Source organism: Salinibacter sp. 10B (assembly GCF_002954405.1).
In the GTDB taxonomy this organism is placed as follows: domain Bacteria; phylum Bacteroidota; class Rhodothermia; order Rhodothermales; family Salinibacteraceae; genus Salinibacter.
The window spans coordinates 573423-593695 of record NZ_MQWC01000004.1; the positions used below are offsets into that span (position 1 = coordinate 573423).

15 protein-coding genes and 1 pseudogene are annotated in these 20273 nt (G+C 61.1%); 10 read left to right on the plus strand and 6 right to left on the minus strand.

The features are described from left to right. Positions 1–38 precede the first annotated feature (38 nt). Positions 39–2633 carry a type I DNA topoisomerase gene (gene topA / locus BSZ35_RS02635; protein ID WP_105013690.1) on the minus strand — a complete coding sequence of 865 codons (2595 nt, stop codon included), beginning with the start codon at positions 2631–2633 and terminating at the stop codon, positions 39–41. Positions 2634–3075: 442 nt separating this feature from the next. On the opposite strand from topA, the gene BSZ35_RS02640 reads away from it, so the two are divergent. Together BSZ35_RS02640 and BSZ35_RS02645 are read left to right on the plus strand one after the other, a co-directional pair. Beyond that, positions 3076–4299 (plus strand): hypothetical protein, encoded by a 1224-nt coding sequence (locus BSZ35_RS02640; RefSeq protein ID WP_105011002.1) that lies wholly within the window; start codon positions 3076–3078, stop codon positions 4297–4299. A 53-nt stretch (positions 4300–4352) separates the two neighbouring features. Beyond that, a complete protein-coding gene (locus BSZ35_RS02645; protein ID WP_105011003.1) occupies positions 4353–6989 on the plus strand; it encodes a glycosyltransferase in 2637 nt (878 codons plus the stop codon). A gap of 205 nt (positions 6990–7194) precedes the next feature. Here the strand turns inward: BSZ35_RS02645 and BSZ35_RS02650 are convergent, their stop codons facing one another. Beyond that, positions 7195–7800: a DNA starvation/stationary phase protection protein gene (locus tag BSZ35_RS02650; RefSeq protein WP_258096041.1), complete on the minus strand. Its 606-nt coding sequence runs from the start codon at positions 7798–7800 to the stop codon at positions 7195–7197. Positions 7801–8836: 1036 nt separating this feature from the next. On the opposite strand from BSZ35_RS02650, the gene ppdK reads away from it, so the two are divergent. Together ppdK and BSZ35_RS02660 are read left to right on the plus strand one after the other, a co-directional pair. Then, positions 8837–11539, plus strand: a complete 2703-nt coding sequence (gene ppdK, locus BSZ35_RS02655; RefSeq protein WP_105011005.1) for a pyruvate, phosphate dikinase — start codon at positions 8837–8839, stop codon at positions 11537–11539. Between the two features lie 256 nt (positions 11540–11795). Next, positions 11796–12245, plus strand: a complete 450-nt coding sequence (locus BSZ35_RS02660; protein WP_258096042.1) for a hypothetical protein — start codon at positions 11796–11798, stop codon at positions 12243–12245. 349 nt (positions 12246–12594) lie between these two features. Here BSZ35_RS02660 and BSZ35_RS02665 read toward each other — a convergent pair whose 3' ends face one another. Continuing rightward, a complete protein-coding gene (locus tag BSZ35_RS02665; protein WP_105011006.1) occupies positions 12595–13746 on the minus strand; it encodes a DUF3524 domain-containing protein in 1152 nt (383 codons plus the stop codon). 99 nt (positions 13747–13845) lie between these two features. Next, positions 13846–14091, minus strand: coding sequence for a hypothetical protein (locus BSZ35_RS02670; RefSeq protein ID WP_105011007.1), 246 nt, complete (start codon positions 14089–14091; stop codon positions 13846–13848). Between the two features lie 190 nt (positions 14092–14281). On the opposite strand from BSZ35_RS02670, the pseudogene BSZ35_RS20105 reads away from it, so the two are divergent. Together BSZ35_RS20105 and BSZ35_RS02675 are read left to right on the plus strand one after the other, a co-directional pair. Then, positions 14282–14440: pseudogene (locus tag BSZ35_RS20105) on the plus strand (double zinc ribbon domain-containing protein); the annotation flags it as partial. 24 nt (positions 14441–14464) lie between these two features. Further along, positions 14465–15010, plus strand: a complete 546-nt coding sequence (locus BSZ35_RS02675) for a phosphoribosyltransferase family protein (RefSeq protein WP_258096776.1) — start codon at positions 14465–14467, stop codon at positions 15008–15010. Between the two features lie 51 nt (positions 15011–15061). Here BSZ35_RS02675 and msrA read toward each other — a convergent pair whose 3' ends face one another. Beyond that, positions 15062–15604, minus strand: coding sequence for a peptide-methionine (S)-S-oxide reductase MsrA (msrA, locus tag BSZ35_RS02680; RefSeq protein ID WP_105013691.1), 543 nt, complete (start codon positions 15602–15604; stop codon positions 15062–15064). A 267-nt stretch (positions 15605–15871) separates the two neighbouring features. Here msrA and ndk point away from each other — a divergent pair, with 267 nt between their 5' ends. Together ndk and BSZ35_RS02690 are read left to right on the plus strand one after the other, a co-directional pair. Next, positions 15872–16312, plus strand: a complete 441-nt coding sequence (gene ndk, locus BSZ35_RS02685; protein ID WP_105011009.1) for a nucleoside-diphosphate kinase — start codon at positions 15872–15874, stop codon at positions 16310–16312. Continuing rightward, entirely contained in the window at positions 16312–17598 is a 1287-nt protein-coding gene (locus BSZ35_RS02690; RefSeq protein WP_105011010.1) for a DUF1343 domain-containing protein, read from the plus strand. The genes ndk and BSZ35_RS02690 overlap by 1 nt, the downstream gene beginning before the upstream one ends. Before the next feature lie 2 nt (positions 17599–17600). Here BSZ35_RS02690 and BSZ35_RS19440 read toward each other — a convergent pair whose 3' ends face one another. Beyond that, positions 17601–17855: a DUF3098 domain-containing protein gene (locus BSZ35_RS19440; RefSeq protein WP_181149156.1), complete on the minus strand. Its 255-nt coding sequence runs from the start codon at positions 17853–17855 to the stop codon at positions 17601–17603. A gap of 148 nt (positions 17856–18003) precedes the next feature. Between BSZ35_RS19440 and dacB the strand changes: the two genes are divergently transcribed. Both dacB and mreD read left to right on the plus strand, forming a co-directional pair. Beyond that, positions 18004–19443 carry a D-alanyl-D-alanine carboxypeptidase/D-alanyl-D-alanine-endopeptidase gene (dacB, locus tag BSZ35_RS02700; protein ID WP_105011012.1) on the plus strand — a complete coding sequence of 480 codons (1440 nt, stop codon included), beginning with the start codon at positions 18004–18006 and terminating at the stop codon, positions 19441–19443. Between the two features lie 49 nt (positions 19444–19492). Further along, positions 19493–19960, plus strand: coding sequence for a rod shape-determining protein MreD (mreD, locus tag BSZ35_RS02705; RefSeq protein WP_105011013.1), 468 nt, complete (start codon positions 19493–19495; stop codon positions 19958–19960). The last annotated feature ends 313 nt before the right edge of the window (positions 19961–20273 follow it).

Sequence of the window (20273 nt, forward strand, 5' to 3'; positions counted from 1 at the left end):
GGCAACTGCTAAAGAACAAGGCTCGCTACGTTTGACAATTAGCTACGAGCTTTCTTCGTGGCGTTGTCGCCCTTATCGAACAGCAGATCCAGCGCCTCATCCATGGTCAAGGCGTCGATCGACTGGTCGTCCTTGAGCGAGGCGTTGGTGCCGTCGTGCTTCACGTACGGCCCGTAGCGTCCCTTCCATACCTCAATGGGCTCGCCGCTCTCCGGGTGCTGCCCCAATACACGCTGCGGCTTGTTTCGGTTTTCTTTCTCCCGAATGAGCTCCATCGCCCGGTCGAGGCCCACCGTAAGCACATCATCGTCGTCCTTCAGAGACGCAAAGGTCCCCTTGTGCTTCACGTAGGGGCCGTAACGCCCGATGTTGGCCGTAATCGGATTGCCGGTCTCGGGGTGCTCTCCCAGTTCCCGAGGCAGATCGATGATTTGCAGCCCGAGGTCAAAGTCCACGTCGTCCGGCTCTACGCCCGGGGGAAGCGACACGCGCTTCGGTTTGCCCTCCTGGTCGTCGTCGCCCAGCTGCACGTACGGACCGTACGGGCCAGACTTAAGCAGCACCGGCTGGTCGACCTCCGGATGAATGCCAAGAACCCGATCGCCCTGGTTGGCCTCTTCGAGAATGTCCTTGAGCGTCTCTTCCGTCGTGTCGCCGGGGGCAAGATCATCGGGCAACGAGGCAGTGACGGTGGTGTCGTTCATCGGACCTTCCACATACGGTCCGTATTTGCCCACGCGGACCACGTAGTCGCCCCACTGATTCGGAAATGAGATTTCGCTGATCTCGCGCCCATCGATCTTGTCGAGCCCCTCTTCCACCCGCGGCTCGATGCCATCGTCCCCAAAATAGAAGTCGTGGAGATAGGGATCGGGATCCTTGCGTCCGCGCGCAATCTCGTCGAGCACCTCCTCCATCTCCGCCGTAAAGTGCACGTCCACGAGCGGCTCGAACTGGGCCTCCAGCAGGTTGTTGGTCGCAAAGGCCGTGAAGGTGGGGACGACCGAACTCCCGTTCTTCCGCACGTAGCCTCGCTTCTGGATGGTGTCGATAATGGACGCGTAGGTCGAGGGGCGCCCGATGCCTTCCTCTTCAAGCATTTTGACGAGGGAGGCCTCGGTGTAGCGCGACGGGGGCTTCGTCTCGTGCCCCAGTGGCTCGATGGAGTGCACAAGGAATCCCTGCTCCCCATTCTCGGCGGCGTTGCCGATCGAGGTCTCTCCCACCTCCAGCGGGGGCAAAGGACGCTCCTGGTCCTCCAACTCTGCATCGGGATCGTCGCTCCCCTCAACGTAGGCCCGGAAAAAGCCCGGAAAGTCGATGTTCTTGCCCGAGGCCCGGAACCGGGCCGCCTCCCCGTCCACGTCGACCTCAAAGTAGACGTTCGTATAGCGAAGCCGTGCGTCGGCCATCTGGGTGGCCACTGTCCGCTTCCAAATGAGGTCGTAGAGCGCTCCCTGAATGCCCGTCAGCTCAAGCTCCTCTTTCGTTTTCATGTCGGAGCCGGCGGGCCGGATGGCCTCGTGGGCCTCCTGCGCGCTGTCGGACGAGCTGTACTGCCGCACGCTATCGCTGAGGTACTCTTCGCCGTAGCGCTGCGCCACGGCCCCCCGGGCGCCCTTCACCGCCTCGTCGGCCAGATTCGTCGAGTCGGTCCGCATGTACGTAATGAACCCGTTTTCGTAGAGCGTCTGGGCGATGCTCATCGTACGCCCGGACGAGAGGTTGAGCTTGCGGTTGGCCTCCTGCTGAAGGGTAGACGTGATGAACGGCGCCGCGGGCGACTTCGTCCGCGTCCGCTCTTTCCGATCCACGACCTCCCAGGACTTCTCCGGTAGCTGCTCGGCAATGGCGGTGGCCGTTTCCTCGTTCAGCAACCGCACGTCCTCTCCCTCGGTCACATCGTCTTTCAAGCGCCCCGTGTCCTCGTCGAAATCCTTCCCCGACGCGAGCCGGACCCCGCCGAGATGGGTCATGTCTGCTTCGAACTGGAGCCCCTTTCGGAGCTGGGCCTTCAAGTCCCAGTAGGTGGCGGGGACAAACGTAATGCGCTCTTTTTCCCGCATCACCAGGAGCCGCACCGCCACGCTCTGGACGCGCCCCGCCGAGAGCTTCGGCTTGATCTTGCGCCAGAGGAGCGGCGAGATGCTGTAGCCCACCAGACGGTCGAGAATGCGACGCGTCTGCTGCGCTTCTACTAAGTGTTCGTCGATGTCTCGGGTGTCGTCGAGCGCGCGCTGGATGGCCTCTTCCGTGATTTCGTGAAAGACCATGCGCCGCACCGGGATATCCGGCTCCAGCACCTTCACCAGATGCCAGCCAATCGACTCGCCTTCCCGGTCTTCGTCTGTCGCAATGTACAGCACGTCGGCCTCGCGGATGGCCTGCCGGAGCTCCTTCACCACGTCCCGCTTCTTCGATGGAACGACGTACAGAGGCTCAAAACCGTTGTCGACCTTCACACCCAGACGGGCCCAGTCTTCGTCTTTATGTTCTTTGGGAATCTCTTTCGCAGAGGCGGGCAGGTCTCGAATATGGCCCATGCTCGCCTCAATCTGAAAGCCGTCCGACGGGAGAAAAGCACGGATGGTGCGTGCCTTCGTGGGCGACTCAACAACGACTAAGTTTTTCATAGGAGGGAAAATGAAACGGTCGATCGAGAAGCGCAGATACACTCCTTGAAACAGCACGACGACAAATTTCAAGGATCGTAGGCACGCTTGCTGTGGGAAAGTCGTTCCGGACTGGACTGTAATCTAACGAAGACATCTCTTCGCTCCTCCACTGGCAAGGGGGCGAACTGTCGTTTGCCAACGGTTTTCCCTCGTTCGATCGTACCGGGATTCCCAACCAGTCGTGCCGGGGATTTCCCCAATCCTGGTCATTCGAGAACCTACGGTCGAATGCGTCAGCGACGCATCCGGAACGCAGAAGAAAACGACACTCCCGATAGGCGATTTTGTGTTGTTTGTCTTCCAGTTTCCCCAACGTTCGTGATTTCTGCCTCGCAACGAGAGTGCTCCCCACCACCCAATATCGGCCGTCCCTCCACATGCGCGTCGATCCCATACTGCCATGATTCATCTTCGAGACCTCCCCCTTCCATCCACTGCTCAACGAGAGATCCGTGCGCTTCTCACTGTGGGCAGTCCCCCCTACGTGTCATTGTACATGCCCCTCCAACGCACCTGGAACGGTTCGCAACACGACCAGACCCTTTTGCGCACGCTGACGGAAACGGCGCATCGTGCCCTCCGCGACCGGGGGCTCTCGTCCGATACGCCGGATGCGCTCCTCACGCCACTCCACGAGTTTCAAAACACCCCAGAGACATGGCCGACGGACGCAAACGGACTCGTCTTGTTTGCGGCTCAAGGACACCATGCCGTCTTCCCCCTCCCCACGGCCCCAGAGGCCTCCGTTCACGTGGACGAGCGCTACCACATTCGGCCACTCTGGGATATGCTGGCCGTCGACGGCACGTTCTTCGTCCTCGGACTGGCCAAGGGAGGCGTGAAGCTCTTCCGGGGATCACGCCACGCAATGACCTCGATTCCCCTTTCCGACATTCCCACGAGCCTAGAGGAAGCCACCCAGTACGATGACCCCTCTTCGACCCTCGGCTATCACACGCGGGCCCAAACCTTCGGCGGCGGCACCTCCAGCGTTCGAGCCGCCCGATATTTCGGGCAAGAGGACAACCGAACCAATGTGAAGGACCAGATCCTCCAATTCTTCCGGCAGCTGGACAATGGCGTACAGGAGGAAATGAACAAGCACGTTCCCCGTCCCCCCCTCATCCTGGCCGGCATCGATTACCTGCAGGGCCTCTACCGAAAGGCCAGTTCCTACGATCCACTGCTCCTCCAGGGCATCGACGGCCCTGCGATCGGTGGCCCCTCGTCGCAAGATTGGAACGAGAATGCCTTGCATGAAGAGGGGTGGACCATTGCTGCGGATTACTTCAACGCGGAGCGGCAAACGGCCGTCCAGCGACATGAACAATTGCAGGGAACCACGCCCCACCTAACGGCCGCAACGCTCTCGACGGTCGTTCCGGCGGCCGTACACGGACGCGTCGATACTCTCTTCGTGCCGCTTCACACCGAGGCCTGGGGACAATTCGATCCTCACCGGCACGCGATGACGATTCGGGATGAGAACGAATCGGCCCCAACCGACACCGAGCTCTACAATCTGGCGACGGCCTCCACGCTTCTCAGCAGTGGAACGGTCTACACGGAAGCGTCCGACAATGCCAAGGGTGAGTCGTCCATTCGGGCCACACTCCGGTACTAAAAAAGTGCGTAGAGGACTTCCCTGCCTCTTTCCTCTTCCAATAAGTCCTGTTCATGCCGCCCTCTCCCCTTCCTTACACCTTTTGCTTTCTTTCCTTTGAGGGACCGGATCTCTACGCCCAGGCCGGAGGCCTCAGCGTGCGGATCACGCAGCTTGCGACGCATCTCGCCCAAGAGGGCTACGAGGCGCATCTCTTCTTCGTCGGGGACCCAGAACAGCCGGGCCGAGAGGAGCGGGTGGACGGGCGCTTGACCCTGCATCGATGGTGCCAGTGGATCAGTGCCTACCACCCGGGTGGGGTGTACGCGGGGGAGGACGAGAAGCTGCAGGATTTTGCGGACTCCCTCCCCCCCTTCCTCATTGACGAGATTATTCGCCCGGCCCTAAACGCTGGCCGCCTTCCGGTCATCATGGCAGAGGAGTGGCACACGGCGGATACCCTGATTCGGCTGCACGACCAACTGTCGGCGGAGGGGCTGCGAGCGCGGTGCTTGCTCCTCTGGAACGCCAATAACACCATGTCCTTCCACCGGGTTGATTGGGCCCGGTTGCCGCAGGCCGCCACACTCACTGCGGTAAGCCGGTACATGAAGCACATTATGTGGGACTGGGGCGTGAATCCACTCGTCATTCCGAACGGCATTCCAGAACGCCTGCTCACACCAGTCTCGAAAGAACGCATCCAAAATCTCCGAGATGCCCTTGCCCTCAGCGACCAGTCGACCCTGCTGTTCAAGGTCGGGCGCTTCGATCCGGCCAAGCGCTGGCTCATGGCCATTGACACGGCCGCCCGGCTGAAAGCACAAGGGGTCCACGTCGCCTTCGTGCTGTCCGGCGGCGTCGAATCGCACGGGCACGAAGTCTTTGAGCGAGCGCGATCACAGGGGCTTTCCACCCACCACATTTCCGGCTCGCCCTCGTCGTGGGACGAGTTGCTCTTGACCCTTACAGACGCGCCCGCTACTGACATTTACAACCTTGACTACACCCTCACGGAGGAGATGCTGCAAGGCCTCTACGCGGCGTCCGATGCCGTGCTCGCTAACAGTGGGCATGAACCGTTTGGCCTCGTCGGCCTCGAAGCGATGGCGGCGGGCGGCATCGTGTTCACGGGAACCACCGGGGAAGAGTACGCAACTGGAGGCGGGGCCTTCGCGCTCGACACGGATACCCCGGCGGAAATCGTAACGCCGCTCCTGCACCTGCACGCTCATCCGGCCGAGGCTCGGGCTCGCCGCAGCGCAGCACGGCGCAAGGCGGCCGATTTTACCTGGGACCGCGTGTCGGACGTCCTCTTCCGAAAGCTCAACGACCTCGCTGTGCAACAGGGCCTCCTCACCTTCTCCCCCGACCACACCCTCATGCCTACGCCCCGCGTTCAGGATGTCGTCATCTACACCGTCGTGCACCAGCCGCGCCGCCTCCGCCTGCCCGCCGAGCCACTCTCGACCGATGAGCCGACAGCGGTCATTGAAAAGGCTCTGTTCGACGACGACATGAACGAACGCTACTTCCGCAAGGTGGCCGCCAGTAGCTACTGGCCCGCCACGGAGCGCTTCCTCCGCCTGGTCGACGAGGGCCTCAAACTCAGCATCGGCTTCTCCCTCTCCTTCATCGAGCAGGCCGAGCGGTGGGATTCGGCGCTCCTGGACCGCTTCCGAACGCTCGTGCAGCACGAAAACGTGGAACTCGTGGCCGTCGAGCCTACACACAGCTTCGTCCTGCTCTGGGACTTGCCGTTCTTCATTGAACGAATGAGAGAGATCCGCAACCAGCTTGAAGCAACATTCGGAGAGCGGCCGGTCGTGGCCGACACGACGGAGATGATGATGTCTGACGGCATCTACCACGCGCTGGAGCAGGCCGGTTTCCGAGCGGGCCTCGTGGACGGGCGCTCGTGGGTGCTGGACTGGCGCCAGCCCACCTACGTGTACCATCACGGAACCGGTCAGCTGAAGCTCCTGGCCCGCCACTACACCCTGAGCGACGACGTGGGCTATCGCTTCTCGAACCGCGGCTGGGAGGGGTGGCCGCTCATGGCCGACGACTACGCACAGTGGATCGCCAACTCGCCCGGCAATGTCGCGGTCCTGGGGTGGGACTTCGAAACCTTCGGCGAACACCACTCGCCGGAAAGCGGGATCTTCGACTTCCTCGACGCCCTCCCCCGTGCCATTCACGACGTCGGACTCTCCTTTGCCACCCCGAGCGAGGCCCTGACCCGCCACGGCGACGACAGCTACGACCTCCCGCTTTCCCCCTTCCCCAGCACGTGGGCCGGCAGCGGGGGCCTCGAATTCTTCCTGGGCAACGCCGCCCAACAGGCCGTCCACATGCTCATGATTCAGACGTACCAGAAAGCGCGGCTGACCGGAAAGGAACGCTGGATTGACCTTGCAACGTGGCTGGCCCAATCGGACAACCTGCACCTCATTCAGTGGTACGGCCGCTACGGATCAGAGGCCGAGGTGTCCGCCTACTTCACGCCCGACGAATGGTGGTCGCTCGGCCCCGACGGCATCATCTGGGAACTGCAGCAGGTCTACAAGCACGTCATCGCGGCCCTGGATGCCGAGCTGCCGTCCTCCCCGAGTCGGCAGCAGCACGAGGGCGACGGAACCGGGATCCTCGCCCCCCACACGGCCCTCCGCAAACCGCCGCGAACGCCGTCCCCACCGGAGCGACGATAATTTCCCGCGCACTGGATCGATCTCCGATCATTGAAAAGCCGGCTACCGTGGCTTCTCAGCGCAATCCCTCACATTGTAACAAAAAATATCTAAACGGCACTCCTCGCCTTCCTGCTTCCACCACTGGTTCTCTTTCCAACAAAAAAGCCTGCCGCCGGGAAAACCGACGACAGGCCCGAAGTATCTCAGATGCCACGCGTAGACCTTAGCCCTGGGCGGGCTCATCAGCGCTGAGTCCATACTCCAGCGTGTCCTCACCGAGGAAGTGGTCGAGGTGGTGGGCGCGATCTTCGGCCTTCGTGAGCACCTTCTCCAGCTCGCGCTTGGTCCCGTGGTCGCCGTGCTCCAGGGCCACGTCAATCGTCTCGCGGACGAGGACGGAGAGGATGCGCTCTCCCTCCAGGTCATGCTCCAGCATGGCACGCAGGCGATAGGTGCCTTCCGGCTCGTGCTCCACATGCGAGAGCTCCGCCTGGTTGGCGGGACTGCTCGTCGGAATGCCGCCGAGGGCCGTGATGCGCTCTGCAATGCGGTCGACGTACTTGTGCACTTCCTCGTAGTTCTCCTCTAGGAAGTGGTGCAGGTCACGGAACTGCGGGCCCTCCACGAGCCAGTGGTGCTTGTGATACTGGTGATAAAGGGTCCACAGCGTGCACTGAATCTCGTCCAACTTCGGAATGAGCTCCTCGGTCGCTTCTTCGCTGAGCCCCACGGGATTTTCCTCAATCATTTGCTGGGGGCGCCAGGGATCGCCGTGACCAGTTTTTTGCTCAGTCGTTTGGGCTGCGTCTTTAGTTTGGGTGGTCGGCATAATGTGGGCGTCGGGCTTGGTTCAACAAGGACTCGAAGGTGCTACCGATCCGATCTACATCCTCTCACAATTCGAGGCCCGGATGCGCGAACAGGAATTCGCTTGGACGGACCGGCATCAACATGACAGAACGTTCGTGTCGTAGCTGTCAGTCCGTCACCGCTGATTGGATGACAGCATGACGGAAAGGGCTGTCAATCTGTGACAGATATCGACTATGTGTAGCGTATATTATATGTACAAACCCAGTGCCAGGCTCCCATGTGGACACCCTCCCTCGAAGCCCTTCCCACTTCGTAACAGGGGTTCGTGTAGGGTAATCTCCCACTCAACACTTCGGGGGAGCCTGAACCGGCAATGGAAATAAGCGCTTATGTAACACGATCCAGTCCCTCGTACTCTTCTGTTGTTCAGCCTTTTCCACTAGTCCCGAAAGCGAATGCCCAACAAACGCACTGCTCTCGAGAGCCTTTCTTTCCTCAGCGCCGTTGGCGTCGCTGCCACAACGGCTGTTGGAGTCACCGCCCTTGCCCGAGGACAAACGCACGGTGCCCCGGGCGTCACCAAGTCGCTATCGACCCTTGGGAAATCGGTGGGTGGGGGTATGCTTACTGGAGTAGCAGTAGCGGCCGGCAGCGGCGCACTCGTCGGACTCACGTTGTACCGCAGCGTTCATTCTGTGAGGTGTTAGTTCCCTTCCGGTTTGACAGCCCCCAAGACGCATGGGCCCTCTCGGGATCAGAAGCGCCCTTTCACCAAATAAGACTTATCCGATGAGACGTACTGAGTACGGAAAGACGGCTGCAAGAAGATCGTGCCACGGGGGGCCAGTGCTCGGTTCATCACGTGGGACAAGCTCCATCCAATTTCTGATTCGCCGCTACTGCCTTGAAGGAAAAACCCGTGGGGGCTCTCAACCCGAGACTCTTGACGAGGGACCAGTGGACATCCCCAGGCGGATTTTGCTTCGCTTTTCGGACACCGCGGTTCCCCCTTTCTGTTCGTAACATCCCGTCATAACCGACCCATCTCGACCATGAGTACAACAACGGATACCAAATACGTTTATCGCTTTGGAAACGGGCGATCTGAAGGCAACCGCCACCAGAAATCTCTCCTCGGCGGCAAGGGGGCCAACCTCAACGAGATGAGTGGAATCGGCCTCCCCATCCCGCCCGGCTATACGATCACCACTGAGGCTTGCCGGTATTATGTGGACCACGACGGCGACTGGCCGGCGGGCATGGAGACTCAGGTGCAAGACGGCATTCAACACCTGGAAGAGGCGATGGATCGGCGCTTCGGAGACCCCGAAAATCCCCTGCTCGTCTCGGTGCGGAGCGGTGCGGCATTGTCGATGCCGGGCATGATGGATACGGTGCTCAACCTGGGCATTAACGACAAAGTGGCCGCCGGATTCGCGGACGCCACTGGCAACGAGCGTCTAGCCTACGACGCCTATCGCCGCTTCATCGACATGTTCGGCGACGTGGTCGTCGGCATCGACCGGAGCCGATTTGAGAACGCCATCACCAAGCTGAAGGAGGAGCGGGGGGTCGAAAGCGACGTGGAGCTCACCGCCGCCGACCTGCGCGACCTCGTCGACCGCTACAAAGCCATTTATCGCAAGGCCACGGGCCGGATGTTTCCCGATGACCCGTACAAACAGTTGCACCTTGCTATTAACGCCGTTTTTGGGTCGTGGACAAACGACCGCGCCGTGCGCTATCGGCAGATCAATGACATTACCGGCTTGAAAGGCACCGCCGTGAATGTGCAGGCCATGGTGTACGGAAACATGAGCAACAATAGCGCCACCGGCGTCTGCTTCACCCGAGACCCCGGTACAGGCGAGAATGATCTCTACGGCGAGTTCTTAGTCAATGCCCAGGGCGAAGACGTTGTGGCAGGCATCCGTACCCCTCGCGACATCAGTGAGATGCAGAAGCTGATGCCCTCGATCTACGACGAGTTGCAGGAGGTATGTGACCACTTGGAGGAGCATTACGGCGATATGCAAGATCTGGAGTTCACCGTGGAGGAGGGCACACTCTACATCCTTCAGACGCGCGACGGGAAGCGCACCGGTCCCGCCGCCCTCACGATTGCCACCGACATGGTGGACGAGGGACTCGTGAACAAGGATCACGCGGTTAAGAAACTCGTCGAGCCAGGGCACCTGGAGCAGCTGCTCCACCCGCAGTTTGAGACTGGTGTCGACTATGAGGACGACGTACTCGGCGAAGGGCTGCCGGCCTCTCCCGGAGCGGCCGTGGGACGGGTCGTGTTCACCGCCGAAGACGCCGAAAACTGGAACGACGACGGGGAGGACGTCATCCTCGTCCGTGTCGAAACCAGCCCCGAGGATGTCGGCGGCATGGATGCTGCGGAGGGCATCCTTACCTCGCGCGGCGGCATGACCTCACACGCCGCCGTGGTGGCTCGCGGCTGGGGCAAACCCTGCGTGGCTGGCTGCGACGACATCGTGGTCAACTACGATCAGAAATCGTTCACCAACGGCGAAATTACAGTTCAGGAGGGCGATTGGATCTCCATCAACGGCTCGACCGGCGAGGTTGTGCTCGGCAAGCAGCCCCTGCGCGACCCGGAGCTGAGCGGCGAGTTTTCACGCTTCATGTCGTGGGCCGACGAGTTCCGCACGATGGCGGTCCGCACAAATGCCGATACAGGCCCGGATGCCCATCAGGCCCTTGACTTCGGCGCAGAGGGGATTGGCCTCTGCCGCACCGAGCACATGTTCTTCGGCGAGGAGCGCATCACGGAAATGCGGCGCATGATTCTTTCCGAGAGCGCAGACGAAGAGCAGGCTGCCCTCGAAGCGCTCCTTCCCTACCAGCGGACAGACTTTGCGGACATCTTCCGGGCGATGGATGGACACCCCGTCACGATCCGTCTCCTCGATCCGCCTCTGCACGAGTTTCTACCAGACGCTAATGCCGACGGTGAAGTGGAAGAGCTGGCTGAACAGCTCGACCTTGCCCCCGAGGTCATCCGTGAAAAGCTCCGCTCCCATGAGGAATTCAACCCGATGCTAGGCCACCGGGGCTGCCGCCTTGGGGTCACGCAGCCGGCCATCACGCAAATGCAAGCCCGTGCCCTCTTCGAAGCGGCTCTCGACGTGCAGGCAGAAGGCGTGGACGTACAGCCGGAAGTCATGGTGCCCCTCGTGTCTACGGTGGGAGAGTTTCGTCACCAGAAGCAAGTCATCGAGGATACCGTAAACACCGTCTTCGAAACGCGGAATGACTCGGTTGACTACCAGATCGGTACCATGATCGAAGTCCCCCGGGCGGCCCTGCAGGCCGATCAGATCGCCACGATCGCGGACTTCTTCTCGTTCGGCACCAATGATTTGACGCAGATGACCTTCGGCTACAGCCGGGATGATGCCGGCACGTTCCTCCCCCACTACGTGGAAACCGAAATTCTGGAGAAGGACCCGTTCCAAGCTCTCGACCGGAATGGCGTCGGAGAGCTGGTCGAAATGGGAACAGAACGTGGTCGGTCGGCCGCCCCTGGCCTAAAGGTGGGCATCTGTGGCGAGCACGGCGGCGAACCGTCGTCGGTGTACTTCTGCTACGAAGCAGACCTCGATTACGTCTCCTGCTCTCCCTATCGTGTACCGGTCGCCCGTCTCGCTGCGGCGCAGGCTGCTCTGGTCAATGCTGAGAAGAACGAACCGACCGCTCCTCCGAGTGGAAATGGAGCCGCGGCCTGATCCGGCGTCCGCGTTCAGAGGAGCAGGACGAACCAGCGCAGGGCTTTTTGTGTGCCTACTCACACGCCCTGCGTCGGTCGTCCTTCCAACCGAGGCCCGCCCCGATGCGTCGGGGCGGGCCGTTTGTGGTTTCTCCCCAACGGGGAACAAGCATGAGTCCCACGCCTCCATCGTCCTTCCGTTGTCAGGGAAACCTCTCGCCCCCTCCCCCCCGTTCACGCAATTCGTCGCTCTTCCGTCTCAGTTCTCCCGAGGCATGCGCAGTACCACCCTGATCGACCCAAACGGCCACATGGTTACCGTGAAGGCACCAGACGACCAGCCGACCAATGATCCGAAGGAAGACACACACCACGATTTCCTTACGGAGCACTGGATGGATGTGGCCGCGGCCTCTTACCTTGGCTTCAAGCGGCACGGCATCGGCACTGTGGTGGTCAGTGAACGCGATCCGGCCACTGGACGCCTTGACGAAATTCTCAAGACCCACAACCTGATGTACAGCCCGGCAGAGGGGGGCTGGCTCAAGCAGCAGGAAGAGCGCCTCCCTGCCCAGTGGCTCGACACACGATTCCAGTCATACGATCCCAACGAGACCGCTATTGTCGTGCTGGCGGACGGTGACGGGTCGCTCCGTACCTACACGGTCGAAGGCACCCCAGCCCCGCCCCGCGCTTTCGAACTGGTGCAGGCCCGCAGCAACTGATGGAGCCCCGTCCCGCACACAATGGATCGCGGCGGGCCGCCGTTGGCTCAATGAATCACGAGCCGCCCGTTCCGCCAGGCCCCCGCCCTCCTCAAACTGTAGCAGGAGCACTACGTACCGGACAGAGTGCTCAGGGCCCCGAACCTCTCTTCTCCAACCGTCACTCCAGACCCCGATCTAGACCCTCGAGATCGCCAGAGATTCCTCGGTGCCCAGTCCGGTATCCCGATAGAAGCATTTGTTGTGCCTAAATCAGGGGAACGAATCTGGTATCCGGCCCCTGATGCGGTAGACGAGCATCGGGCGTGCATTTCCAAATCCGCCCTTGCCCCCGTCGACTCAAGTGCCCCTAGGCCGGCACCGTTTGTTCTTCCGCAACCGATTCGAAGAGATCGTCGTAACGCTCTACGTGGCGATCCCAGTCGAGCGGCGCCGGAATTTTGCGGAGCGTTTTCGGCGGCAGTGGGCGCTCGTCTCCTTCCAGAATGCCCCGAAGCACCTCAAAACGGTCCTGATCGTCCTCATACAGGATCGGCGCGTGCAGCAAGGGCTTGTGGTGAGACTCCGGGATGAGTTCCGGATAGCTGAGCCGGTTGGGAAGCACAGGGTGACATCCGCAGTAGATGGCCTCCTGGATGGCCACGCCGAAGAATTCGTGGTGTGCCGTCGAGACGACCACGTCGGCTCGGTGGAGCAGGCGACTGTACTCGGCAAAGTCCTCGGCGTAGCCGTAGTGCAAGATGCGCTCGGCATAGCGCTCAAAGGCGTGCTCGAACTCCTCTGGCTGCTCGTGAAAGTGCCTGCCAGCCAGAATGAGCTGAAACGGCACCCCGGCATCGTCGAGCCGGTTCATGGTGTGGAAAAAGGCCGACGGGTTCTTGTCGTACTCCCAGCGCTGATTCCAGAGCACCACGGGGGGGACTGTGGAGTGTAGCCTCCGCTCCGTGCGTGCCCCTCGATACTCGTCGTGAGCCGCCAGGTCCATGCCCAAATGCAGCACTGTGCTCTTCTCCCGCAGGTCGCGAACCGTGTGCATGTTCGTAAAGTCGGGGAAGTCCCGCAGCAGCTGCGGAAGGGCCTCAATAAACTCGTCGAAGTGGGACTGTGAGTTAAACACGACCCGATCAGCCGCGAGGGCCGAGAGGTAATTCGTGATCGAATAGGCTCGCTCTCGCTCCCGGTCCGGCGGAAGCGGGTACGTGAGCTGATTTTCGTGAAAATAGAGCACGACCGGCACATCCTGAAGGTGCGGGCGCGTCAGCGACAGGACGGCCGGCAGATTCACCATGTCCGTCGCGAAGAGCAGATCGGGACGAAAGCCCTCGTCAACTGCGGACCGGACCTTCTTGGCGAGCGTCACGCCGCCGCCTTCCATGCGCCAGCGCCAGAACCGGCCCGGCATGGTAATGGTCTTGATTTCATGTGTGCTGTGGTCGACGAGACCATCGAGAAAGCGCTCGTGCGAACCGCTGTACCAGGGCTCAAGGGCTAGAATATTCATCAGGGGGGAAGGACCTGTGGATCACGAACCGAAATGGACGTTCTGCACGCACGTGCCTCCGGCTGGTTCACGAGCGTCCCCACCGGTCGGCAAACGACGTTACGCATCAGATTGCTCGTCGAGGCGCTCCTGTAGAGCCTCTTCCTCCGCCTCCGTGGCAGGCCGGACAATAGAGATGCTTCGTTCCTGGAGGGCCAACCGCAGGGTCGGATCGCGCACTTCCTCCGGCGTAATGAAGCGCTCCTCTCCTGGCCCGATCCGGAGCTCCCGCGAACCAAGGGATACAGAGACCTCCTCCGTTCCATTGTTCTTAATCAACATGCCGCGGCGCACGCGATCACTCATAACTGATCCTGATGTCGTTGAACGTCAAGTGCCCTATCATGAATGCCTTGCAGTATCGTAACCGACGGGGGCGACCGAATCTGTGTCGGGACATGGCTATACTACAAAAACGACGGCGGAAGGCAAAAGGGGCCGCCGTTGGAATTATCGCAAATCTTTGCCGTCCCTGCCTCCTGTTCCCCCGTCTCCGATGTCCACTTTTTCGCCCCTTTCCTCCCTTCTTTCAGCACTTCAGGGTCCCGTACACGCAATCGGCCGCGGCCTTCTGGATCTTCTCTATCCGCCGCGCTGCCTGGGCTGTGGAGCACGTCCCGAGTCGCCTCAACTGCCCCTTTGCCCCCGGTGCCTTCAGCGAATGGAGCGTGCCCCCAGGATGGCCGTCGCAGCCCGATTGGACCGCCTGCCCGCCGGCCGGGGAATTTTCGAAGCGACCCTGCCCCTCTGGGTGTTCGATAAGGATGGCACGCTACAGGCCGTACAACACGCAATCAAATACGGCAACCGTCCTCGCTACGGGGTCGCTCTGGGTCACCTTCTCGGGAATGCCTACGCCGAGGTCGGCCTCGCCCCCGACGGGGTCGTGCCGATCCCCCTGCACCGCACCCGCAAACTTGAGCGCGGCTACAACCAAAGCCGGATGCTGGGAAAAGGCGTCGCGGAGGCTCTCGACCGCCCCCTCTGCCCCGAGCTCCTCTCTCGCCCCCATCCGACCCGCTCACAGACGGATCTCTCCCGCAAGGAACGGTGGCAGAATGTTCATAACGCGTTTGCTGCCACTCCCGCCTGTGCCGAGGGGCACTGGCTGATCGTTGACGACGTCCTCACGACCGGCTCCACAGTCGTCGCTGCCGCTCAGACGTTGGCCAACGCCGGCGCCCACACCCTCTCCCTCGCCACGCTCGCCCTCGCTCGTCAATAGACGACTGCGGCCTGGTCGTCCCTCCTCTCTGTACTATCCATTCTGCTCCCCTCACTTCGCACTTGCCAGCTTGTCGGCGTGCTTCTGACGGAGCTTCGTTACCTTCGGGGAGATGACGCTCTGGCAGTAGGCCTGCGACGGATTATTTCGGTAGTAGTCCTGATGCTCCTCCTCGGCAGTGTAGAACGTGTCAAGTGGCGCCACCTCCGTCACGATCCTGTCGAATACGTCGTCTTCCTCCAACTCCTCAATGAGAGTGGTGGCCACCTGCTTCTGCTCCTCGTCGTGATGCAGAATGATGGAGCGATACTGCGGCCCAACGTCTGGTCCCTGGCGGTCCTTCGTGGTCGGGTCGTGGATCGTGAAGAAAATCTCCAGTAGATCGCGGTAGGAAATGGTCGACGGATCGTACGTGATCTGCACAACCTCGGCGTGTCCCGTGTCACCGGTGCACACCTGGCGGTACGATGGATTGGGCACCTCCCCACCTGCGTAGCCGGATACGACCGATTCGACTCCATCAACTTCCTGATACACGGCCTCCAAACACCAAAAGCATCCGCCCCCGAAAGTTGCCGTAGCTGTAGTGGACACAATCAGTCGAGATTTTTTCATGGGTAGAAACGCCTTTCCTCAACGCACCGGTCCACAGGCTGTTGCCCGCCTCTCTTTCGGCATCGCAGACTCGTTACGATGTCCCTCTCCCCAGACTGACCGCAATACGAAATACGCAATAATCGAACGCCTGTGTAGACCATGGAGCAACGCCCCCCGTTGTATTGCGGTCGATCGTCCCCTACTTTTCATGCGGGTTCAGGGCGGGATCGTTACGATTCGTTTTTTTAACCACTGTTAGTACCGATGGCTGTTGAACGCACCCTTGCAATTCTTAAGCCCGACTGCGTCCGCAAGGAACTGGTCGGCGAAGTGCTGAGCCGCATTCAGGACGCGGGCTTCCAGCTGCGCGCCCTGAAGATGATCACAATGTCGAAGGCCGAGGCCGAAGGCTTCTATTCCGTCCACGAGGACAAGCCGTTTTTCGACGATCTGACCGACTTCATGTCGAGCGGCCCCTGCATACCGGTCGTGCTGGAAAAGGAGAACGCGATTGAGGACTTCCGCGCCCTGATTGGAGCCACCGATCCGGAGGAGGCAACCGACGGGACCATTCGAAGCGACTTTGCGGGCTCCATCGAGCAGAACATCGTCCACGGCTCCGATTCTCCTGAGAACGGTAAGAAGGAAACCGCATACTTCTTTGCCGAGCACGAGATTGTCGCCAACAAGTCCTCCATGGAGTAATGACGTGCCTGCCCCTTTCATTGCGCTGGTCCCTGCCGTCGTCCGTGCTCGGTCTTTTTCTCGTCCTCAGCATCGCCGGCTGCGGGGCAAACTCGCCCCCCTCTGTCCGGAGCGGAGCCGAGGTGCTGGCCGCAAACGACTTTGCGGCACTCGACGGCGAGCGGGTGGGCCTCATTGTAAACCACACGGCGCAGGTCGATACGGCCCACCTGATCGATCGAATCGACCGTGCCCCCAACGTGGAGCTTGGGGCTCTTTTCGGTCCCGAACACGGCCTACGGGGCACGGCCGGGGCCGGGGAGAAAGTCAATGATGGGCGCGACGATCGCACCGGGGCCCCCATTTACAGCCTCTATGGCGACTCGCGCACCCCAACGCCGGGTGAGATGGAGGGCCTCGATGCACTCGTGTTCGACGTGCAAGACGTGGGGGCTCGCTTCTATACCTACATCACCACGATGGGGCTCGCCATGCAGGCCGCGGCGGACGCCGGCCTTCGATTCGTGGTGCTGGATCGGCCCAACCCTTTGGGAGGCAACTATGTCTCTGGCTTCGTACTGGAGCCCGAGCACAAAACCTTCGTGGGACGATACCCCATCCCCATCGCGCACGGCATGACGGTGGGCGAGCTCGCACGAATGATTAAAGGAGAGGGTCTCCTGCCCGGCCTCGACGACCTAGACCTGACCGTCGTCTCGATGGAGAACTGGACGCGGGACATGCAGTGGCCGGACACGAACCGCGAATGGACGCCCCCGAGCCCGAACATTCCCACCTGGGAAACGGCCCTGCTCTACTCGGGCATGTGCTTCTACGAGGGTGTGCGCGTAAATGAGGGACGGGGAACAGATCATCCCTTTCTCCAGATCGGCCTGCCCTGGTCCCAAGAGGCAGCTCACTCCGTCGTCGACACGCTCCAGGCGCGCTCCCTTCCGGGCGTCGCCATCGACACGACGTCCTTCACGCCGGAGTCGCGTCCACAGGCGGCCCCCTCACCACGCTTCGAGGGCGAACAGATGCACGGGTTTCGCGTGCAGGTCACCGACCGGACCACCATCCAGCCGGTCGAGGTGGGAATTCATACTCTACAGGCCAGTTATCAGCAAGCTCAGGTCGAAGGAGATACGAGCTTCATCAGTCGCCCCGACCACTTCACCCGCCTTGCGGGCACCACTCGGCTCCGGACCCTTCTAGAAGAGGGCGCCTCTGCCCAGACCATCATTGAATCGTGGGCAGACGACGTACAACAATTCCGGAATCAACGCTCCTCCTACCTGCTCTACTAACGCTACGCCTCCTCCACGGGCTGTGGGGACTCGTCGGGCCGTCGGAGAATGGCGTAGACCAGCAGGGCGTACCCAGACAGAATGATGATGGGCGAAACCGTTAGAGAGACAAAGCCGAGAAACTGACCGTCCAGGTACATTGCAACAAAGCCCACGGCAATGAGAAGCACACTTACGGCCAGAAGCACGTAGTTCTGCTTTCTAAAGATCAGGGCCGACCGGCCTGGACCGCTCGTTCGCTTTGAGGATTTCGGCATGTCGGGAAAAAACCTCAACAGTCGATACGGACAAACGACGTGATGTACGGCTGGAGGACAACTGTCGACCAGCCGCTGCAGGAAACCAAGGCTCCCGTCGGTAGGTTCCACTGAAGTTCTTTGCCTCCTCGTGTAATGCTCCTCCCTCATGCGCCGCTCCTGGTTCCTTCTCCCCCTCAGCGTTGTTCTGCTCTCTGTCCTCGTCGGAGGCTCCACAGCCCCCGCCCCATCGCTCTCCGATGAAATTCAACGCCTTCTCCAGCGCTGGCAGGTCGACCAAGCATTCTGGGGCATTGCCGTTTACGATCTCGACGCGGAGCAGATGCTCTACAGTCGCAATGCCAGTCAATCCTTCCTCCCGGCCTCGAACCAAAAAATTTTGACCAGTGCCACCGCGCTGGACGTCCTCGGCAGCACCCATCGGTACGAAACCGTCCTGCACTACAACGGGACCACCAACGGCGCCACCATGCAGGGCGACCTGATCCTGGAGGGCTCCGGCGACCCCACCTTCGGAAGCACCGAGGTGCGCGGCGAAGATCCACTCAAGGTTTGGGCGCAAAAACTGGCCGACATGGGGGTCGAGCGCATTGAGGGTCGCCTCATCGGGGATGATAACGTCTTCGACGATCAGCCATACCCCGGTGGGTGGACAGTCGATTACATCACGGAGCAAAAAGGACGATACATGGGCAACAGTGCCGGCGGCCTCACCTACCGCGACAACGTAGTGCCGGTCACCGTTCGCGCCACTCGCCCGGGCGCTCCTCCGAGCGTAGAGGTCCAGCCCGAAAACGCGGTGTCGATCACCAACCGCGCCACGACAAGCTCTCGTTGGCGCGGCAACACCCTCCAGGTCAACCGTACCTTCTCCACAAACGAGCTCGTGCTGACAGGCTCGGTGGCCCGGTCCTACAGCGGTACGGTCGCGGTACCGGTCAGCGACCCCACTGCATTCGTGCTTCAGAGCTTTGAGCGCCGCCTACAGGAAGCGGGCATCGAGACGGATCTGGACCTCGTGGATATCGACAATCTGGACGACCGGCCCGATGAAGGATCTCCTCTCTTCGTTGAATACTCCCGGCCGTTCGCGGAGATCGCAGCGGTCGTCAACAAAGAAAGCAATAACTTCTACGCCGAGCAGGTCTTCCGAAGCTTCGGCTGGGGTGGCTCGGCCCGAGGGGCCTCGCGCCGTACGAAATCGTTCCTCCGCGAAGCAGACATCAATACACGTAAGCTCCTGATCCACGACGGCTCCGGACTGTCCCGTAAGGACCTCGTGACCCCACAGGCCATGGTGAAGCTACTCGCGCACATGAACGAGCACGAGGAACGTGAGGCCTTTCTTGCCTCTCTGCCCCGCGGGGGGGAGCGAAATACGACACTCGACTACCGGTTGCACCGCACAGACGTGCAGGCCAAAACCGGCTCACTGGAGTTCGTGCGCGCCCTGAGTGGCTACACCGAGCGCCCCAATGGCAACCGCGTCGCCTTCGCGCTTTTCGCCAACAACTACACCAGCCCGTCCTATCGGATCTCCCGCACGATCGACGACATTGTGCGTGCCGTGGCATCAGGCGGCTCGTGATCCCTTTCCCACGCCGCTCTGCTCTCTCTGCAGGCCGTCTTCCTAACGGATGTCTTATTCCGCCCGTCGTCTTCTCGTCGCCCTCGGCGTGTTTGCGCTGCAGTGGCTTCTTCTGGGGCGCCTTCAAATCTACGGCACCTACCCGGACGGCGTGATGCTTTACCTCACGTGGTATGCCCTGCACGAAGGACGGCAGCGCGGCATGCTCACCGGATTTGGACTGGGGCTTGCAATGGACACGGTCTACGGCACGTGGGGCATTCACATGCTCACCAAAACGCTCGTCGGCTTCATCGTGGGGACATTTGCCGTCGAGGACCGGAAACCGCTCCTCATTCAGCCTCAGCAGGCCTTCCTCGGGGGGCTCGTGATTGCCCTCCTCCATAACGGTCTTCTGGTCATCCTGCTGGCCCTGCAGACCGAAGCGACAAACAGCTTTCTGCTCTACGGCCTCTGGCTGGGGGCTGCTCTTTACACGGCCGTTGTGGCCTATATCGCTTCGCTGTTCATGCAGTAGGACGCTGGCCAACCACTGTCCCCATTGCTCCTCGTTTTAGGACCTGGCTTGCCCCCCGGCTGCGATGAGGGGCGGGAACAGAGGAAACCGGAGCCCCCTAGTGGTCAGTCAAGCGGAGGGCGTCGGGTGCTGAATTGAACACGCTGTGTTGCATCCGGCATTCAGCAGCCTGAGTACTGTCCACAAGACTGTCCACAAGTCAGTGTTCTACCCGACATGGAAAACATGTCGCACCACTAGTCGCTGACGGCGCCTGAACGTCGCTGGAGGCAGTGTCTGCCTTAGCCACTGCGGATTGCTTCTCTCCGCACAT